Genomic DNA, 17381 nt, shown 5'->3' with positions numbered 1-17381 from the left:
CCGATCTTGCCGGGCTCGCGGTCCCTGGCACGCACGTTCGCCGCGTTGACAGCGCAGGAGGGAGGCATGGCTCCGCCATGCCTCCCTCCTCCGCCTTGCGATCGCACGCACCAGACCCCGCTCCCTGATCCGGCCTGATCGACAAGACACCCCTAGATGGGCAGCACCGGAACTCCCTCACTCGAACGGGTGGAGATTCAGTTTCGCGCCGATGTGGTCGAACCCGCGCAGCATGGGCTTTAGTTCCTGAGCCGCACAGCACAGCACGCAGAGCCGAGTGGCGGGTCGTTCCGCAACGTTCAGGGCCTCTTCCAGAGACAACACGTGCACGGGCGGCGGGGCTTCGACGCAGTCCTGGGCGTGGAGCACGGTCCGGCTGCCGGCACCGCGGCTCCCGCCCGCGCTCACGGTGACCCAGCCGGACGGCTGACGAGGCCCAGGGCCTCGCGTACCGGCGAAGGCGGCGGCAGCGCTCGGTCGGAACGGCGTCGTACGAGACGCCAGACACCCGTCGAACGCCCGGACGCGCGCCCGGTACTCCGACGCCTCCACGGCCCCGTCCAGGCTGTTGCTGTGGACCGGCAGACCAACCAAGTACGCCCACCCGTTGAACAGTTGGCGTCTGGACCAGAACCGGGCGGTGAGCTCCTGGCCGTCCGGGAGAGAGGACGAGCACCAGAGCCGGCGCGGAGGCGCCCTGGTCACCGGAGGACGTCGGACAAGCCCCTGCTCGATCACTCTGCGCACCTCTGAGACGTAGTCGGTGGATTCGTCGGCGGCCCGCTCCTACATGTCGCTCCACCGAGTGTCGTTGTCGAGGCCGACCGCCAGGTCCCCCATGTGCGAAGGTCCTTGTGGCTCTGTTCGTGAGAACGGGTTCTGGCTCAACTTCTGTGGAGCATCCACGCTCCGTGACTGTTGATCTTCATAGCAGCTCTCGCTCGATCGTCCTGAAATGCTCCATGGCGGCCGTGTTGGCGATTTTCGCGAGTTTGGCAGCCTTCAATCACCATTTCGGACGGCACCGTGCCTTGGCGCTGTTCGATTGGCCGCCGGGGTCTTGGAACTACTCCTTCAGTCAGGGACGGAAGGTGCGGCGGTAGGCGTCGGGTGGGACGCCGACGCTGCGGTGGAAGTGGCGGCGCAAGGTGATGGCGGTGCCCATGCCGGTGGCTGCGGCGATGGTGTCCACGGTGGCGTCGGTGGTCTCCAGCAGTTCCTGGGCGTGGCGGATGCGCTGGGTGTGGAGCCATTGCAGTGGCGTGGTGCCGGTGAGGCGCTTGAAGTGGCGGCCGAGGTGGCGTGAGCTCATGCGGGCCCGGCGGGCCAGGTCCTCCACGGTCAGCGGCTGGTCCAGCCGCTCCAGCGCCCATGGGAAGAGCTCGCCCAGCGGGTGGTTGCCTGGGGCGGGGAGGGGGGTGGCGATGAACTGGGCTTGGCCGCCGTCGCGGTGGGGTGGGACGACCAGGCGTCGGGCGATCTTGTTGGCGTCGGCCGAGCCGTGGTCGAGGCGGACCAGGTGCAGGCACAGGTCCATGGCGGCGGCCTTGCCCGCGGAGGTGAGGACGTCGCCGTCGTCGACGTACAGGACGTCCGGATCGACGGTGGCCGCCGGGTGGCGTCGGGCCAGTTCCCGCGTGTGGGCCCAGTGTGTGGTGGCGCGCCTGCCGTCGAGCAGTCCTGCCGCGCCCAGGACGAAGGCGCCCGTGCACAGTGAGGCCACGCGGGCACCGGCCGCGTGGGCCGCACGCACCGCCTCGACCAGCTCGGCGGGCGGGTCGCGGTCGGTGTCGGCCCAGCCAGGGACGATCACTGTGTCCGCGTGCGCGAGGTGGTCGAGTCCGTGGTCGGGTTCCAGGCGGAAGCGGCCGACGTGCACCGGACCGCTCCCGCAGAGGGAGAAGTCGTACCAGGGGTCCACGATGTGGGTCAGGTCGGCTCCGAAGACCTCGACGGCCACGGACAGTTCGTAGTGGAGCATGCCGTCGGTGACGGCCAGTGCAACAGCGGGCATGTCCGAAACTGTACGCGGCATGTCGTTTCCGACACTCGTGCGGGCTGCTGCCGGACGGACAGGATGGGGATGTCAGGCTGCGGCGGATCGACCTCGCAGCGGGCGTTCGAGTGCAGGGAGCAGTCTCATGGGGTCAGGTCAGCTGGTGACGGTGTTCGGCGCATACGGTCACACCGGGCGGTTCGTGGTCGCGGAACTGACCGCGCGCGGGTTCGTCCCGGTGCTGTCCGGGCGCAATGCGCGGACCTTGGAGGAGCTGGCCCACGAGCACGGGCTGGAGGCCCGGGTGGCGTCGGTCGACGACCCGGCCTCGCTGGACCGGGCCCTGGCGGGAGCGGCGGCGGTCATCAACTGCGCCGGCCCTTTCGTATCGACCATCGGCCCCGTGATCGAGGCCGCGCTCCGCGCGAAGATCCCCTACCTGGACGTGGCCGCCGAGCTTGAGGCCAACCTTGACACCTTCGCCCACTACCGCGAGCGGGCCCGGGACGCGGGAGCGGTGATCGTCCCGGCCATGGCCTTCTTCGGCGGCCTCGGCGACCTGCTGGCCACCGCTGCGATGGGCGACTGGACCGAGGCCGACGAGGCACACATCGCCTATGCGCTCAGCAACTGGCACCCCACCGCCGGTACCCGGCTCTCGGGCGCGGTCTCCCGCGAGCGACGCGGCGACCACCGCCTGCGCTACAGCGGCGGACAGTGGGAGCACCGCACCGACGCCGCGCCCACCCTGGAGTGGACCTTCCCGGAACCATTGGGCTCCCGGCCGGTGATCGGGGAGTTCACGATGGCGGACGTCGTCACCGTCCCCCAGCACCTCTCCATCCCCGATGTGACCACCTACATGACCGTCGAGGCGGCCCGAGACGTCGCCGCCCCCCATACGCCGGCCCCGACCGCCGCCGACGAGAGCGGGCGCTCGAACCAGACCTTCCTCGTCGACGTCGTCGTCCGCTCGGGCGGAGCCGAACGCCGGGCCACGGCCAGAGGTCAGGACATCTACGCCGTCACCGCGCCCCTCGTCACCGAGGGCCTCGAGCGCGTCCTGACCGGCCGCACCAAGACCGTCGGCGTCGTCTCCGCCGGCGAGATCTTCGACGCCCCCGACTTCCTGCGCGCGCTCGACCCGCACATCACACTCGACCTGCACCCGCGGAAGCAGAACGTTTGACCGGAGCCATCCGCCAAGCCGTCGGGCGCGTCCCTCAGCGAGCCGTGACGACATGGGCGTCGGCGTCCTCGTTCGATTCCTTCACCTTTACGGGTGCTGCCCCAAGTCGGTTGGCTCAACTTCTGTGACTGTCCGCTGTCATCGAATGCAGGCGTTTGACAGCGAACGCAGTCGTTCGGCTTCCTTGCCAGTGAACCTGGTCGCACGGTCGAGTCGTCCTCCGGTGACCCGTCATTCCCGAGGTGGAGCGTCCGGATTCGTGCTCGCCCGCCCGGCGGAGGTTGTTCGGTCTGTGGAGCGATCCCGGCCGGCCTTGCCTGCTGCGAGTCTCGAAGCGCACGGGCCGGTCGGGCCCGTGGACGTGAGGAGCGCAGATGTTCCAGGCCAGGCCGACCACGACCACGATCACCGGCGAAGCAGCAGACACGCCTCGCCGCGAGGGCCGCCTGCCTCGGGCGTGGCGTGCGGCGCACGAGCCCGCGGCAGGGGTGCCGCGCTGGGCCCGCCGGGTCGCCTACGCGGTGCCGCTGGTGGTGCTCCCGTCCGGGATCTGGCGCCTGGGCGTGCTGTTCGCCGCCGACAAGCGTGGCGGGTCGATCGAGGACTGGGCGATGAACGGCTACGTCGTCTTGCTCACCCTCGTCTCCGAGGTCCTTGCCTTCACGGCCGTCGGGCTGGTCGCCCGCTGGGGTGAGGTGTTCCCACGCTGGATGCCGGGATTGGGTGGGCGGCGGGTACCGACGGCCGCAGCGGTCGTCCCGGCCACGATCGGGGCGACGATCCTGACCCTGGTCTTCACGGTCATCGCGATCATCACCACGGTCACCCAGTCCAAGACCAACGGCGATCCGCTGCCGGCCGACTTCCCGGGCAAGGCCGGCGGCTGGGAGACCGTCTACTTCTACGCCTCCTACGTCCCTCTGGTCCTGTGGGGTCCCATGCTCGGCATCCTGACGTACGCGTACTGGCGCCGACGCAGGTCGGCGACGGCCGGGCCGCTGATGCCGTCGGCAGCCGGCAGCGCGTGCTAGGCGATCGCCCCGACGCCCCGGTGTCGACGGACAAGGGCGCCATCACGTGATCCCTTGCCAATCAAGCCAGTCGCCGTGTGGACAGCGAACCGCCAGCCGACGCTCGTCGTCTCCTGTCTGCTACTCGTAGGAGCAGGCTATGTCCGCGGTGTCTCGACATACTCGATCGCATGAAGGACCGAACGAACGGCACGTCCCTGCTCGGTGAGTTCCTGTCCACCCGGCGGGCGCAGTTGAAGCCGGGGGACGTGGGACTGCCGGACTACGGCGACCGGCGGCGGGTGCCGGGACTCCGGCGGGAGGAGCTTGCGCAGTTGGCCGGTGTCAGTGTCGCCTACTACATCCGACTGGAGCAGGGGCTGTCGCTCAACGCCTCCCCGCAGGTGCTCGACGCACTGGCCACGGCCCTGCGCCTGGACGACGCGGAACGCCGCCATCTCCACACCTTGACCGGTGACGCCCGGCCCGGCCGGCGCCGACTTCCCGCCGAGCGGGTCACCGCTGCCGTGCGCCAACTGGTCGATGCCTTCGGGGACTCACCTGTCGTCGTCCTCGGCCGGCGCTCGGACATCCTGATGTGGAACCGCCCCGGGCACGCGCTGTTCGCAGGGCACCTGGCCCCGGAAAGCCCGGATCAACCCGCCACACGGCCCAACACCGCCAAGCTGGTTTTCCTGGACGCCCACACACGCGACCTGTACGTGGACTGGCCCAGGAAGGCACGAGATGTGGTGGGCAAGCTGCGGCAGGCGGTCGGCGAGTATCCGGACGATCCGCAGCTGGCGTCCCTCATCGGCGAGTTGACCATGAGGAGCCCGCAGTTCGCCTCGCTCTGGGCCCAGCACCGTGTACGGGCCTGGGACATGGCCGAGTACAGCATGCGCCATCCGACGGTCGGGGAGATGGACGTGCTTCAGCACTCGCTCCCGGTTCCCCGTGGGCAGGGAATCCGGGTGGTGGTGACGACGGCCGCACCGGGCTCGGCCGACCAGGCCGCAATGCAACTGCTCAACCAGAGCCTCCTGCCGGCCACCGACACCCGAACCGAGGTACGCGTCGTTCCTCCCATGCACTCCTGACCCGACCACTCCACCAACTCCACCACCTGGGCGGTTCCCGGCCCAAGGGTTCAGTTCGGCCTGAGAGAGCCGCAGCACCGCTCCAGGCCGTCTGCCGGGCGCGTCTTTCTGCCGCCGAGGCCGCGCCCCCCACCTCCTCGTTCGTCTCCCGGTGCTCCGGCACGCGCTGCGTCGCGGTACCCGCCGGCTCCAACTCTCCAAGGAAACAAGGACAATGAAGAAGACCAAGCTGAAGATCTCCCTCGCCGCCGCCGTCATTGTCGCTGTTGCGGCCACCGGCACGGCGATCGCCGCCAACAGCTCCTCCGGCAGATCCGCGTCCGACTCCGTGTCCAGCTCCAAGGAGTCCGCGATCGAGGAGAGCAAGCAGAAGGCGGCCGGCCCCATCAAGGCCCTCGGCGCCGACATGTTCCCGCACTCGCTCGGCTTCGACGCGCGATCGAAGACGTTCTTCGCCGGTTCGCTGAAGCAGGGCAAGGTCTTCGCCGTCCATCCGGACGGAAAGGCGCGCACCTTCATCGACGACCCGGAACTGGTCTCGGCGCAGGCTGTTCGTGTCGACCGTGAGCGTGGACGTGTCCTGGTCAGCAACGTGGACTACGGGACCGCCGAGCGTTCCAAGAAGGACGCGCCCTTCCGTATCGCCGGTGTGGGGAGCTACGACCTGACCACCGGGAAGCAGGACTGGTGCGTGGGTCTGACGGCGATCGCGCTCGACGGCAAGCAGCATCTGATCTCCGACGTGACGGTGGCGCCCGACGGCACCGCCTACGCCGTCGACGAGCTGACCCCGACGGTGTTCCGTATCGACACCAAGGGCCGTGCGTCGGTCTTCCTGCGGAGTGACCTGCTCCAGGGCGAGCTGGACATCCCCAACTTCCTGAACGACGTGGGGATGTCGGCGATCGAGTGGGTGGAGGGAAACCGGTTGGTCATCGCGATGGCCGACGGCTCTCTCGTACGGGTGCCCGTCCGGCACCCGGAGAAGGCGGAGCGGGTGAAGCTCTCCGCACCGCTGGGGGCACCCACGGCCGGGATACGCCTCCAGAAGGACGGGGCGATCACGGCGGTCAGCAGCGGTCTGCTGTCCGGCAAGCCCGCCCAGATCTATCGGGTGGAGTCCCGCGACGGCTGGAAGGAAGCCACGGTGACGGTGACCGACACCGTGACGGATCCGGTCACCAGCGACGTCACCGCGGGGCCGGCCGGGACGACGTACGCCCTCAGCGGGGGGCTGGCCGACCTCCTGGCGGGCAAGCCCAACGACGGATTCACCCTGACTCCCGTCAAGACCGGCTGAAACAGCCGCCTTTCCTGAGTCGACCTCGCCCGCCGCCGGAGCCCTCACCGCGCGGGCGGGGCCGCGGTCCTTGACGCGACCCGTGCGCTGTAGTGAATCCCAGCCCGAACGGTGCGGAACTGGATGTGCGTCGACCGGAGAGGTTCATTTGTCCGTGCTGCACTCGCTGCGGATCGGGGGCCGGACGGCTTCGCCGTCCGGCCCCCGCACTCATGCCTGGAGGCACGGTTGTCGTGCGTGGCCTACTCACCGACAGGGGATGAGAATGGCGACGCCATCGCCGTGACCGGCTGAGCCTGCACAGTGCGTCGCATGCGAACGGGCAACTGATCCGATCCGCACAGGACGGAAGGCCGTACGCACCGCACCTTGGAATCGGCGCCGAACGTAGCAGGTCTGCACGTTCTTGCAGGCGACGTTCCCGCCCCCGTGTTCGGCGCGCTGTCGCCCGAGGCCGGCAACGTGCCGACGGCCTCCTTGTCGGCGCTCGACGCCCGGGCTGACCGGCGGTTGTCGGCCTTCGGCGTGATCAAGCGATGAGTTTGGAGGCCGGAAGCGGTCTACAAGGTCATGAACGCATACCTGATTGAAGAGCCGGCTGTCTCTGCACGCGGTGAGCAGCCGTATGTCGGGGTCGCCCGCGGCGTCACCATGGAGACCATCCACGAGATCGCGGACCGTGTGCCGTGGGTCATCGGCCGCCTGGCGGAGCTCGGGATCGCACCGGCGGGTCCGCCCTTTCTCCGCTACCGCGTGATCGACATGAAGAACCTGCTACAGGTGGAGGCCGGGGTACCGGTGGCGGCGGCGCCGGAGCTACCGCCGGACAGCGGGCTGTTCGCCGACGTGCTGCCGGGCGGCCGGTATCTGACCGCCGTCTGCGTCGGCACCGCGGACGTCGCGGTGACCCGTGAGTTCTTGGAGTGGGCCCAGGCGCACGAAATGAGGTGGGACAGAGACACGACATCGGCGGGTGACCGGTGGGGCTGCCGGCTGGAGCGCTTCCTGACGAACCCTGCCGAGGAGCCGGACCCGGAGAAGTGGCGTACGGAGCTGGCCTTCCGCCTCGCGGACGGCGCCTACTAGGGTCCCTGGATGTGACGGAAGACGGGCTGGGTGGGCTGTCCAGTGAGCGTGTACGTCGGGGCCGCCGGCCGCACACCTGCACCGGCGACTGCCCCTACTGACGCACCTCGTCGGCCCGTGCGGCGCACTCGTCGAGCATCTTCCAGAACGTCTTGTCCCGCGGGGCGACGTCCAGGCGCGACAGGGCGGCGATCTGGTTTCTCGGCCAGGCTTTGGTGCGGTCGGGCGGGGCCGGCCGCCGCCCTCGATATTGGCGCCCAGGATCTCCTCGGACCACCCGGCGCTCTCGCAGAGCATCCGCCACAGCGTCTTCTCCCGCAGGTGCACCTCGCGCCGCGCGATCAGTCGGTCGTCCGCCATCTTTGAGGGTGCCGGGGCCTCGGAGTCCGGCACCGCCGACGCTCCGCCCAGCCCGGGACCATCGGACCCTCGTGGCCTCGTTCACGGCACCGACCGAGCCAGGACAGCACCCCCGTCCGGCGGGAGTTCCGGGTGTTGACCGCCGCTGGGCCCCAGAGCAATTCGAGGGCCGCGCCGACCTCGCCGACCTCGCCGTCCGCGACCGAGGCCAGTGACCGGGCCTCGCCGAGCCGTTCGGCGGTCTTGCCCATCCCGATCTCGTAGTTCCAGACCGTGTCGCCGATCGCCGGGTCACTGCCATGCGCCCGCCCGGGATCCACACCCTCACAGACAGGTGAGACGAGGGACCGAGCACTCACGAGGCGTGGGCCGAAAAGCCACAACGCACGGACACCCGACCCGCCCCAGCTCCTCCGTACCGGGAGCAGGCGTCGGTGGTGGTCGGCTACAGGCTGGCTCTCAGACGCCCAACGAGTTGACTGGCAGCTTCCTCACCGCCCCGCGGAGCCTCTGGCCACTCGTCAACACGTGTCCACCAATACTGCCGGGGAGTGCCGGGGTAGCGCGGCAGGAGGTGAACATGCAGGTGAGGCACTTGATCGCCGATCGCAGCTGCATAGACGTGTTCAGCACCCACGACATCTCGTAGGGCTCGGGCGGCCGCGGAATTCCAGCGCCCCACGCGCCGGGCTTCCTCATCAGTGAGATCGGCAAGCCCGGCTGCGTGCCGACGTGGTTCCACCAGCAGGTGTCCCATGTAGACCTCATCCGACTGTCCAGGAGCCCGCGGAGACAGGTGCGAGACCACCACGAGGTCGTCCTGGTGGACCGGTCCTCCAGGCATCAGTGTGGAATCCCTGTGTTTCCGGCAGACGAAGCAGTCCCCCGCCCGTTGATCCTCACCCGTCATAGCCGCAATAGTGACCGACCTTGCCACTTCCGCCTACCCAAACGTCCAGGCCCATCGATGACTCGGGCCAGCCAGGCTTAGAACCACGCACTGAAGCTGACTGTGCTGGAGCACATCGGCACCAGACAGAGACGTCGCGGTGCCGCACACCCCGCACCGATACGACCGTTGCGCCCCACGAAGTGAACCTCAGGCGACACCCTTCAGCTGTGCCGCTGCCGGTAGGCGCACCGGTGGTGCCGTGGCCGACCGGGGATGAGTCAGGGCCCGAGTCCGGCCACTGGGTGAGTGCCACACGACGCCCATCGCCGCCGCGTCGGTCCTCGCGTACGCGGCTGCGGAGCGCGCCAAGACGGATGTCCTCGCCTCGGTGCTGGAGGACATCGCCGCCAACGGCTACCCCTCGCCCGAGTCCGGCGTGCCGTGGGAGACCGCCCGCGACACCCACCTCGCCCGCCTCGCGGACGAGCAGCCGCGTGTCGCCTGAGCACTGCGCACGCCGCTCGCACGTCATCATGGTGGAGCCCGCGCTCGCCCAGCTGGCGAAGCTCACCGCGAGCGAGACGCACCGCCTGGACCGCGCGATCGTCGCGATCAGCGTCAACCCGGCGCTCGGCACCGAAGTGCCCGGCACCCTGCTGCACGACTACACGGACGAGATCGACGCCGTACGGGGCATCTACTACGTCACCGCCCTCAAGACCATCACGATGGTGACTTACGTGGAGGCGTAGCCCCCGGGCCTCGACCGGCAACCGGACCGGACTGGACTGGGTACCGGGTTTGGTGCAACCTGTTGACGGTTCGAATGGTCCTGGGTTGTGTGACTGCGAACTCCCGCCGCCCTCGCGGCTTACGTCTGTGGCCGGTCGGCACTGCTCTCGCCCTGACCTTCACCGCCGCGATAGCAGTCGCCGCCACGGCGTTCTTCATCGGCTGGGACCTGCTGGGAGCCCGTTCCCTCAAGCCCGAGCGACAGCTCACCTCGTCAACGCTGTTCGACCTGGTCAAACTCTCCTTCGGCGTCGTGGCAGGGGCAGGCGCTCTCGTCGCTCTGGTCGTCGCCTACCGTCGTCAGCGGGTCGACGAAGACGGCGCCCTGCGCGAGAGCACCCGGCTGCACACCGAGCGCTTCACCACTGCCGTCTCCCAACTCGGTGACGAATCTGCCGCCGTACGCCTCGGCGGTGTCCACGCCCTCGCAGGTCTCGCGGACGATGCCCCTACCCGCGCGTTGCGCCAGACGTGCATCGACGTCCTCTGCGCGTACGTCCGACTCCCATACACCCTCGAAGCCCACCTCCCGACGGGCGACATCGCAGCTCGCCACGCTTACGTGTCCCTGCGGGAAGTGCGGCACACCGTCATCCGCCTCATCCGTGACCACCTGCAGCTCGACGCCGACCATCCCCGCTCCTGGGGAGGTCATGACTTCGACTTCACCGGCGCGGTCTTCGACGGTGGCGACTTCGGAGGTGCCAAGTTTCATGGCGGCACTGCCGACTTCAGTCGCGTGTCCTTCGCCGCCGGCCATGTTTCGTTCACCTTCGCGTCCTTCGCAGGTGATGGGAGCGGCAACTTCCGTGGTGCCTCCTTCGCCGGCGGGACGGTCAGCTTCTCCCACACCACCTTCGACGGCACGATCTTCGACGAGGTCACTGTCGACTTCCGCGGTGCTTCCTTCACCGGTGGCACGGTCAACTTCCGCGGTGCTTCCTTCACCGGCGGCATGATTAACTTCGACGGCGTGTCCTTCGAAGGAAGCGCCGTCGACTTCAGAGAGGCGTACTTCTCCTCCAGGACGGTCCGCTTCTTCCGCGTGGACTTCCGCGCAGGCGCGGTTGATTTCAGCGGCGCACGGGGGACCGTTCCAAACGGGCTGGTGCCCCCGAGCGGGGCGCCCCTTCCAGCGGGTCTGACGATTCCTCCGGCGTGGCACCAGACACCTTGACGCGTGAGACGAAAATATGCTCCCGCTCACGCGGCGGCGTCTTCGAGCCGTGCAGCTTCCGGCTTTCCCGACCCTTGAAGTTGATCGCACCCACTCAGCTGAGGTGTTGCGACGACCACTAGGACTTGTCCGGCCGATCATGTGCAAAGCCAGATGGCGAGGGCTGCGGCGGTGGCGGTGCCCAGGGAGACGTAGCCACGTCGCGGCGGGTAGTCACCGCCCGGTGCTGGTCGGGTAGCCGGGTCATGTTGCCATGACCCGGCTACCCGACCAGTGGCGCGGCCTGGCCATGCGAACGGACAAGCTCACCATCGCCTACAAGGCCGCACTCCACCTCGCCGCCATCCTCATCTGGACAGCCGCTTGATCGCTGAAGCACCTTGCCCGCGAGGATGACCACATGGACGACCTGGTGGAGTGGAGTTCCTCGTCGCACGCATCATGGACGACAACCATGCCTACGAGTGCGTGGCCGACACCCTAGGTGGCGAGGCTTTTCTCGACAGCCATCTCCCCATGCTCGACCTGATTGAGCAACTGGCGAACGACTTCAAGGCAATGGACGCCTCGGACTCCCGCTCTGTCGGCCTGGCATACGCGCTACGAGTCCTTGGCCAGTCATACGCCGAATACCCCGCCTACCAGCAGGAATGGCGCCCATAGCCCTTCAAGGAGACCGGCCCTAGCCGCACTCGGGTTCGTCGTGGATGGTCAATGCTCCGGCGAGGTCGAGGTCGGCGACAGTGCCGTGTGCTCCGGCCCGGACGAGCAGCACTGCGCCGAGCGCGGTGCTCCAGAACGTCCTGACCTCCACGTCGAGCGGTCGGCGGGCCCTCCAGCCGCGACTGTCGATGAGCCGGCTCACGAAGCGTTCGGATTGCCGGAACAGCAACTGGAGGTGCTGGTCGACCACGGGGGCGAGTTCGGGCTTGGAGATCCCGGCGGCGAGTGCTCGCGTGACCGATGGGAGCGAGGGCATGGCCAGTGCGGCGCGGGCGATGTTGCGCCGAAATGTCGCCGCATCGGGGGCTTGGCGACCGATGCGCTCAATCCGTCGGGCGTCGTGCAGCAAGCCGAGAAAGGCGGCGTGCACGAGGAGCGAGTCCTTGGAGCCGAAGTAGTAGGTGACCTGATTGGGGAAGACGCCTGCCGCGTTCGCGATCTCCGCGACGCTCACCTCGGCGCCGGGCTGCTCCTTGCAGAGCCGTGCAGTTGCCTCTATCAGCCGGTGCCTCGTCGCGCGACCACGGTCACGCGACCGAGCCGACGTTGGTCGAGCTTCGGTTCGCTTCTTCGCCACGCCAAAATTGTATGTGATACAACAAGGCTGTTCACTTGTATCGCATACAAGAAAGATTGAAGGGCATGCACCAGACTGAAGTCGTCGTGACCGGACTCGGCGCGATCACCCCACTCGGGGCAGACGTGGCGTCCACCTGGGACGCCCTGCTTGCCGGCGAGTCGGGCATCCGCGACGGTGTCCTGCGCGGCCACGAGGATGTCGGTCTTCCCGACACCGTCGCGGGGACGATGGCGATCGACCCCGCCGAGTTGCTGCTGCCGGTGCAGGCCAGGCGGCTCGACCGCTCGCAGCAGGCGGCCTTCGCCGCGGCGGCCGAAGCCTGGGCCGATGCCGGTGCCCCGCGGGTGGACCCGGACCGGCTTGCATCAGCGATCGGCACGGGCATCGGGGGAGTACGGACGCTGCTGAAGGAGGACGACGTACTGGAGGCGGCCGGGACGCGGCGCGTCTCGCCGCGCACGGTTCCGATGCTCATGCCCAATGCGGCGGCGGCGCTGATCAGTATCGAATACGCTGCACGGGCCGGGGTCTACACGCCCGTCTCGGCGTGCTCTTCCGGTGCCGAGGCGATCGCCCTGGGGGCCAGGCTCATCCGTGCGGGCGAGGCGGACGTGGTCATCGCGGGCGGGACCGAGGCCGCGATCACCCCGATCACCGTTGCCGGCTTCGTCCAGGCACAAGCACTGTCGCGGTACACCGTCGAACCCGCGTCAGCGTCCCGGCCGTTCGCCGCGGACCGCAGCGGATTCGTTCTCAGTGAAGGCGCCGCTGTCGTGGTGCTGGAAAGCGCCGAGCACGCCAGCACCCGAGGCGCGCGCGTCCATGCTGTGCTCGCCGGCGCCGGCATCGCCGCCGACGCTCACCACATCACGGCACCCGCTCCCGACGGCTCCGGTCAGGTCTCCGCTATGCGGAAGGCCCTTGCGCAAGCCGGTTTGACTCCCGAGCAGATCAGCCACATCAATGCCCATGCCACCGGAACTCCGGTCGGCGACGTCGCCGAGGCACACGCGATCGGGGAAGTATTCGGCCGCGCCACAGTGACAGCCCCCAAGGCGGCACTCGGTCATCTCTTTGGCGCCGCCGGTGCGATCGAGGTGCTCATCGCCGTCCTCAGTGTGGAGCACGGCGTCATCCCGCCGACCCGCAACCTCACCGCGGCCGGCGTCGGGCCCGACATCGATCTCGATGTCGTCGCAGAGCGACGAGACGTCCGCCAAGAGGCCGTGCTCAGCAATTCTTTCGGCTTCGGCGGGCAGAACGTCTCACTCATCGTCACCGGCGCACGGCACCACGCGTCCCGTACGGCGTCGACCACACCATGACCCACGCGAACGCACCGTTGTCCGTGGAGGGTCGCCGCCGGTTGATCGCACGTTGCAGGACTCGTCAGATCGCGCATGTCGCCGCAGAGATGGGGATTGCCCGAGCAACGGCGTCGAAGTGGGTGAACCGGCACCGGCGACACGGCGAACTCGGGTTGGCTGATCGGAGCTCGACGCCCCACCATCAGCCGAGTGCGACACCGGTCGACGTGGTCACACGCATTGAGGAGATGTGGCGTGCCCACAAGTGGTCGGCCACTCGCATCGCCCACGAGCTCGCCGTCGACGGGATTGTGATCTCGCGCCGCACGGTCACCCGCCACCTGGCCGCCCTCGGTCTGAAACGGCGGAAGTTCATCGACCCCAACGGCAAGACCAACCGAGAGCTGTGGACGATCACTGCTCGACGGCCCGGCCACATGGTGCACGTGGACGTGAAGAAGGCCGGCTGGATCTCCGACGGTGGTGGCTGGCGTATCCACGGTCGCGGAAGTCAACAAGCAAAGGCAGTCGAGCGCCGCAAGGGCAAGAGCGAGCGCGGCGGCGGGCGTTGGCCGTGCAGGTGATGCCACGATCGGTCAACGTCGGCATCGGGTCCGACATGCGCAGGACGAAACCCATAACAACCCTGGACCGTCAGCTACAGACCGTGTCCGCCCCGTAATACTTGGTGCCGCCGATCTCCACCCACCCGGAGATATAGGCGCAATGGATCTCGGCGCCGGAAACATAAATTGCTCCCGCGTATCTGTCGTAGTAGCCGTTGTCGTACCAGGAGGTCTGCCATCCTACTCGGCGGACGCGAACTTCCATGTGGTGAAATCCGTCCATGCGATCCATGGTCATCGCACAGAACGTGCCACTGCCCTCGATCGAACGCCAGACCCCGATGTAGGCATTCGTGGGACCGTCGATGTGAATCGCGTCGAATTCACTGCCCTTGCAGTACGAGAACGGGCCCGCGTAGCCGGGTGGGGCATCGTCCGGGTCGGTCGCAGAGGCGACACCCGCTCCACCGACGACAGAGCCTGCGGCCATCGCGCAGATCGCCAGGGCGGACGAGACACACCTTTTGATCTTGCCGATCCTGTTCATCAGGAACCTTCCTGGTCTCGTGCAACCGCGATCGGCGGGTCCTACAGGGCCGGACGCGTTGATGCACAACGCGCTCTCCAACGACGTCGGATCCCTGTTCCCGACAACATCGCCCGCCTCGACTCCGCCGTGTCCGTGTGATTACAGATGGTGAAGCATGAAGTGCTGATCGGGCAAGACCGGCGGAATTAACTCCTCGCCGCACATGGGGGACGCTCGTCCCGGTGTTCATACACAGCGCCGGCCGCGGCTTCCACCGAGCGGCCCCCGAAGGCGCCGCCCCCGCAGGGCTGCCCCCGACCAGTGGTCGAAAGGTCCGTCCTGGTTGCCCTGCGGCCACAGGGGATTGTCGGGACCGTATATGTCCGAAACCCTCATGACCTGGGCGGTCATCACCCTGATGGCCCGCCGTATCACTCGCGGCGGGCCATCAGTCCATGACGTTCCGGTCATAAAACGGTGAGCCCTTGGGTATCTGGCGGCCGTAGACCGCACTCCACCCATGTGGGATGAGCAGCTCAGGGCATCCAGGTCATTCCTTTTCATAACAGCCCTTAACCCCCTCCGGCCGATCCGATGCCCCGAACTGGCATACAGGGTCCAATCGGGTTCCCTCGCGTTTCCGCCTCCCCATTCCGCACCCCGTCGCGACGTACTGCGCATCGCCAACAGAATCGAACAGTCGCCGACCGTGGCGCCTTCGGAAGTGGTGAACGCCAGTCGGCCGACGTGCGTCACGGGAACCGGACCCGAGGGATGACAAATTAAGGCTTCTGCGGGCGCGTTCGCACTTCTGGCCCCTCAGGAATCCACAAACCCTTTCACCTCCGTATGGGACCGGCTCAACCCCACCTGGCGCGGCGGCTTCGTGTCGATCCTGTCCGCCCCGGAACTCGCCCCGGAACTCCTGGCCTTTGCCGACCGGCAAGGCCGGGCAAGCGGCAGCCAGTGAGCCGCGCCGCCTCCGTCCCGGTCGTTTCCCTGACGGACATTCCGTGCCGCCCCTGGCCCGCGCCGTACGGGAGCCAGGGCGGTCGCGGTGGCCCTTCAGTACCGAGTGCATGAAGCGAGACGGACCTTCTGTGCAGCAACGCCGCGTCAGGTCAGCTCAACGAATCGGTGGACGCGAAAAGACGTGAGGCGGTCGGGCTCGATGCTTGCCGAGTCCACTCGGTAGCTGCCGGCGCCGAGTTCAAGAACGGTGCTGTCCGTAAGCGTCCCGACCTCGGTGCCGAAGTAGGCGGCGTCGAACATGACGAGCTCGCCCGTGGTTTTCAGTACGGGTCCTTCTTCCCACTCGGCGGCGGGAAGTCCGGCCAGGATGATGTCATCGACGCCTTCCTCGCTTTCTGCGTAGCACCAGCGGACGAGGACTCGGTGCTCGTGAAGGTAGGCGGTGGAGAGCGGTTCATCCCCGAGGACGAGCGCCTCGGCGTCACCAGGGAGAGCGAGGACACCGACCAGTTCCACCACCTCGCAGGCCCGGTCGTAGTCGCCCTCCGTTCCCGACCAGTGCGACAGGGCATCGCGTGGAGCCACGATGAACGGGCCGCCCTCCGTGTCCAACCACGTCAAGGACATACCGCCTCCAGCTCCAAGATCTCCGTTCCGTCGCGACAGCGTATGCGCCGGATCGGACACCGCAGCCTCGCGCCTGTGGCGGTCGGGGGTGCGCGGTGACCAGCATCGAAGAGCTGACCACGCTGGCGACGATCGGCTCGACCTGGGCCGTGCTGGCAGTCGATCACAACGTGGACGGCCACGTCTTCGGCCAGAGTGATCACCAGGCCGCGAACAAGGGGGCGCCGACGGCCGAGGACGTGGCCGCCGGGGTGAGCCCGCGGCGGGGATGGGCCGCGTTTTTAGCCCACGTCAGCCAGTACCACCTGGTCCTCGGCGCGCTTCTAGACCTGGTGCGGCTGTTCATCTCCCCTGCCGTTGTCGACGCATTCCGCTCGCCGCCCCCGGCTGTCGAACCCACCGCCCGGGTACGGTACGAAGTCCGATGTGAACGAACAGATCCAGCCCGCGACCGTCCGCGTGTTCATCGCCCTCGCTCCGCCCGACCATGCCAAGGACGAACTGGCCCAGGAGCTGCGCCCCGCCTATGACACACACGCTCACATGCGGTGGAACCGCATCGAGGACTGGCACATCACCCTGCTGTTCCTCGGAGAGCTGCCGACCGAGACCGTCCCACCGCTGCGACCGGCTCTCGCCGCCCTCGCAGCGGCCCACCAGCCCTTCCAACTGGCCCTGCGCGGGAGCGGAAACTTCGACAACCGGGTGCTGTGGAGCGGAATCGACGGCGACCTCGACCGGCTGCGCACCCTCGCCGCCGACGTGCGGACCGCCGTCAGCACCTGCGGCATCGCCTTCGAGAACCGCCCTCTGCGCCCCCATCTGACGCTGGCCCGTGCCCGCCGGGGAGACGAGTCATCAGCAGGAGAACTTGCCGCACAGTTCGCCGGCTTCACCGGCCGCCGGTGGCCTGCTGAACGCCTCCACCTCGTCGGCAGCAACGTCGGCCGCAGCCGTGAACCGATCCACTACCGCGACATTGAAGCCTGGGCCCTCGGTGAGGGAAACCGTGATCAACCGTGAAAGGACCATCGGCCGTCGCCAACGGAGTGCCGCGAACACATCCGCTCCTACGCCCGCAGGGCCTACGCCATCCCCGACAGCGCCCCGACCGATCGACGCGCACCGCACGTGGGCCCGCTGTTCGAGCACTCCCCGGGTTGCCGGCTGCCCTC

General features: G+C 68.1%; 18 protein-coding genes and 2 pseudogenes. 13 read left to right on the top strand and 7 right to left on the bottom strand.

The features are described 5' to 3' along the window. Positions 1 to 177 precede the first annotated feature (177 nt). Together GXP76_RS35795 and GXP76_RS01760 are read right to left on the bottom strand one after the other, a co-directional pair. On the bottom strand, positions 178 to 408 hold the full coding sequence (locus tag GXP76_RS35795) for a DUF6233 domain-containing protein (RefSeq protein WP_308354081.1): 231 nt from the start codon (positions 406 to 408) through the stop codon (positions 178 to 180). A gap of 670 nt (positions 409 to 1078) precedes the next feature. Continuing rightward, positions 1079 to 2014: a helix-turn-helix domain-containing protein gene (locus GXP76_RS01760; RefSeq protein ID WP_242569581.1), complete on the bottom strand. Its 936-nt coding sequence runs from the start codon at positions 2012 to 2014 to the stop codon at positions 1079 to 1081. Positions 2015 to 2141: 127 nt separating this feature from the next. Between GXP76_RS01760 and GXP76_RS01755 the strand changes: the two genes are divergently transcribed. From GXP76_RS01755 to GXP76_RS01730, 6 genes are all read left to right on the top strand, one after another. Continuing rightward, positions 2142 to 3185: a trans-acting enoyl reductase family protein gene (locus GXP76_RS01755; RefSeq protein WP_242569580.1), complete on the top strand. Its 1044-nt coding sequence runs from the start codon at positions 2142 to 2144 to the stop codon at positions 3183 to 3185. Between the two features lie 374 nt (positions 3186 to 3559). Next, complete coding sequence (locus tag GXP76_RS01750) at positions 3560 to 4216, top strand: hypothetical protein (protein ID WP_277992862.1); 657 nt, start codon at positions 3560 to 3562, stop codon at positions 4214 to 4216. 170 nt (positions 4217 to 4386) lie between these two features. Further along, positions 4387 to 5295 (top strand): helix-turn-helix transcriptional regulator, encoded by a 909-nt coding sequence (locus GXP76_RS01745; RefSeq protein WP_242569579.1) that lies wholly within the window; start codon positions 4387 to 4389, stop codon positions 5293 to 5295. Positions 5296 to 5509: 214 nt separating this feature from the next. Then, a complete protein-coding gene (locus GXP76_RS01740; protein WP_242569578.1) occupies positions 5510 to 6595 on the top strand; it encodes a hypothetical protein in 1086 nt (361 codons plus the stop codon). Between the two features lie 369 nt (positions 6596 to 6964). Beyond that, entirely contained in the window at positions 6965 to 7135 is a 171-nt protein-coding gene (locus GXP76_RS01735) for a hypothetical protein (RefSeq protein WP_242569577.1), read from the top strand. A 111-nt stretch (positions 7136 to 7246) separates the two neighbouring features. Continuing rightward, positions 7247 to 7681, top strand: coding sequence for a GyrI-like domain-containing protein (locus GXP76_RS01730; RefSeq protein ID WP_242569592.1), 435 nt, complete (start codon positions 7247 to 7249; stop codon positions 7679 to 7681). Between the two features lie 243 nt (positions 7682 to 7924). Here GXP76_RS01730 and GXP76_RS01725 read toward each other — a convergent pair. Beyond that, positions 7925 to 8325, bottom strand: a pseudogene (locus GXP76_RS01725) (site-specific integrase); the annotation flags it as partial. Between the two features lie 161 nt (positions 8326 to 8486). Next, positions 8487 to 8798 (bottom strand): HIT family protein, encoded by a 312-nt coding sequence (locus GXP76_RS35970; protein ID WP_374359610.1) that lies wholly within the window; start codon positions 8796 to 8798, stop codon positions 8487 to 8489. 629 nt (positions 8799 to 9427) lie between these two features. Here GXP76_RS35970 and GXP76_RS01715 point away from each other — a divergent pair. The 3 genes from GXP76_RS01715 (at position 9428) to GXP76_RS01705 (ending at position 11565) form a co-directional block, all read left to right on the top strand. Continuing rightward, on the top strand, positions 9428 to 9685 hold the full coding sequence (locus GXP76_RS01715) for a hypothetical protein (protein WP_242569576.1): 258 nt from the start codon (positions 9428 to 9430) through the stop codon (positions 9683 to 9685). Between the two features lie 89 nt (positions 9686 to 9774). Then, positions 9775 to 10902, top strand: coding sequence for a pentapeptide repeat-containing protein (locus GXP76_RS01710; protein ID WP_242569575.1), 1128 nt, complete (start codon positions 9775 to 9777; stop codon positions 10900 to 10902). 417 nt (positions 10903 to 11319) lie between these two features. Further along, a complete protein-coding gene (locus GXP76_RS01705; protein ID WP_242569574.1) occupies positions 11320 to 11565 on the top strand; it encodes a DUF6221 family protein in 246 nt (81 codons plus the stop codon). Between the two features lie 19 nt (positions 11566 to 11584). On the opposite strand, the gene GXP76_RS01700 is transcribed toward GXP76_RS01705, so the two are convergent. Then, positions 11585 to 12202 (bottom strand): TetR/AcrR family transcriptional regulator C-terminal domain-containing protein, encoded by a 618-nt coding sequence (locus tag GXP76_RS01700; RefSeq protein ID WP_242569573.1) that lies wholly within the window; start codon positions 12200 to 12202, stop codon positions 11585 to 11587. A 65-nt stretch (positions 12203 to 12267) separates the two neighbouring features. Between GXP76_RS01700 and GXP76_RS01695 the strand changes: the two genes are divergently transcribed. Together GXP76_RS01695 and GXP76_RS01690 are read left to right on the top strand one after the other, a co-directional pair. After that, positions 12268 to 13530 (top strand): beta-ketoacyl synthase, encoded by a 1263-nt coding sequence (locus GXP76_RS01695; protein WP_242569572.1) that lies wholly within the window; start codon positions 12268 to 12270, stop codon positions 13528 to 13530. Then, positions 13527 to 14075, top strand: a pseudogene (locus GXP76_RS01690) (helix-turn-helix domain-containing protein); the annotation flags it as partial. The gene GXP76_RS01695 and the pseudogene GXP76_RS01690, both read left to right, overlap by 4 nt. Before the next feature lie 91 nt (positions 14076 to 14166). On the opposite strand, the gene GXP76_RS01685 reads toward GXP76_RS01690, so the two are convergent. After that, positions 14167 to 14625, bottom strand: a complete 459-nt coding sequence (locus tag GXP76_RS01685) for a hypothetical protein (RefSeq protein WP_242569571.1) — start codon at positions 14623 to 14625, stop codon at positions 14167 to 14169. 763 nt (positions 14626 to 15388) lie between these two features. Here GXP76_RS01685 and GXP76_RS35965 point away from each other — a divergent pair. After that, on the top strand, positions 15389 to 15577 hold the full coding sequence (locus GXP76_RS35965) for a hypothetical protein (RefSeq protein WP_374359616.1): 189 nt from the start codon (positions 15389 to 15391) through the stop codon (positions 15575 to 15577). A 146-nt stretch (positions 15578 to 15723) separates the two neighbouring features. Here the strand turns inward: GXP76_RS35965 and GXP76_RS01675 are convergent, their stop codons facing one another. Continuing rightward, positions 15724 to 16191 (bottom strand): Imm21 family immunity protein, encoded by a 468-nt coding sequence (locus GXP76_RS01675; RefSeq protein WP_242569570.1) that lies wholly within the window; start codon positions 16189 to 16191, stop codon positions 15724 to 15726. Positions 16192 to 16632: 441 nt separating this feature from the next. Here GXP76_RS01675 and thpR point away from each other — a divergent pair, with 441 nt between their 5' ends. Further along, positions 16633 to 17229, top strand: coding sequence for an RNA 2',3'-cyclic phosphodiesterase (gene thpR / locus GXP76_RS01670; protein ID WP_242569569.1), 597 nt, complete (start codon positions 16633 to 16635; stop codon positions 17227 to 17229). The last annotated feature ends 152 nt before the right edge of the window (positions 17230 to 17381 follow it).

The organism is Streptomyces sp. NP-1717 (assembly GCF_022695985.1).
GTDB lineage: Bacteria > Actinomycetota > Actinomycetes > Streptomycetales > Streptomycetaceae > Streptomyces.
The sequence above is the reverse complement of the archived record's forward strand: the minus strand, read 5'-3'. Positions and strand labels throughout refer to the sequence as shown.

Bases quoted from the DNA above. Each gene is read 5' to 3' on its own strand.
- GXP76_RS01745 (WP_242569579.1), top strand. From the start codon at position 4,387: ATGAAGGACCGAACGAACGGCACGTCCCTGCTCGGTGAGTTCCTGTCC.
- GXP76_RS01760 (WP_242569581.1), bottom strand. From the start codon at position 2,014: ATGCCCGCTGTTGCACTGGCCGTCACCGACGGCATGCTCCACTACGAA.
- GXP76_RS01740 (WP_242569578.1), top strand. From the start codon at position 5,510: ATGAAGAAGACCAAGCTGAAGATCTCCCTCGCCGCCGCCGTCATTGTC.
- GXP76_RS01730 (WP_242569592.1), top strand. From the start codon at position 7,247: ATGGAGACCATCCACGAGATCGCGGACCGTGTGCCGTGGGTCATCGGC.
- GXP76_RS01755 (WP_242569580.1), top strand. From the start codon at position 2,142: ATGGGGTCAGGTCAGCTGGTGACGGTGTTCGGCGCATACGGTCACACC.
- GXP76_RS01685 (WP_242569571.1), bottom strand. From the start codon at position 14,625: ATGAACAGGATCGGCAAGATCAAAAGGTGTGTCTCGTCCGCCCTGGCG.
- GXP76_RS01695 (WP_242569572.1), top strand. From the start codon at position 12,268: ATGCACCAGACTGAAGTCGTCGTGACCGGACTCGGCGCGATCACCCCA.
- GXP76_RS01750 (WP_277992862.1), top strand. From the start codon at position 3,560: ATGTTCCAGGCCAGGCCGACCACGACCACGATCACCGGCGAAGCAGCA.
- GXP76_RS35970 (WP_374359610.1), bottom strand. From the start codon at position 8,798: ATGGGACACCTGCTGGTGGAACCACGTCGGCACGCAGCCGGGCTTGCC.